Annotated in this window: 1 protein-coding gene; it reads right to left on the bottom strand. The window is 61.4% G+C overall.

What is annotated here, in order from left to right; all coding sequences use genetic code 11:
- Nucleotides 1–316, bottom strand: a 316-nt coding sequence (locus EN850_RS35095) for an ATP-binding protein (protein WP_136093040.1), incomplete at both ends; no start/stop codon positions are given.

Here is a 316-nt window from a genome sequence, read left to right as displayed (position 1 = left end):
CCTTCTCTACGGCGCGCAAAGTGAACCGAAATGCGGTTCCCCCGCCGGGCATTGATTCCGCCCAAATATGACCACCGTGCGACTCCACGATAGTGCGACAAATGGACAGGCCAACCCCCATTCCCTGCTTCTTGGTGGTGACGAAAGGCTGGAAAAGCTGGGCAGAAACCTCGGGCGCCAGCCCCGGGCCGGTGTCGATCACGCCGATCTCCACCATCGCGTCATGTCGCGCCTTGGTGACCACGTGCAATTCGCGGCGGGGTGCGCCTTGCATGGCCTCCACGGCGTTTCTCATCAGGTTCAGCAATACCTGCTC

Source organism: Mesorhizobium sp. M8A.F.Ca.ET.207.01.1.1 (assembly GCF_004794715.1).
Taxonomy (GTDB): Bacteria; Pseudomonadota; Alphaproteobacteria; order Rhizobiales; family Rhizobiaceae; genus Mesorhizobium.
Note: the sequence above shows the minus strand (reverse complement) of the source record. Positions and strands in the feature narration are given on the sequence as shown.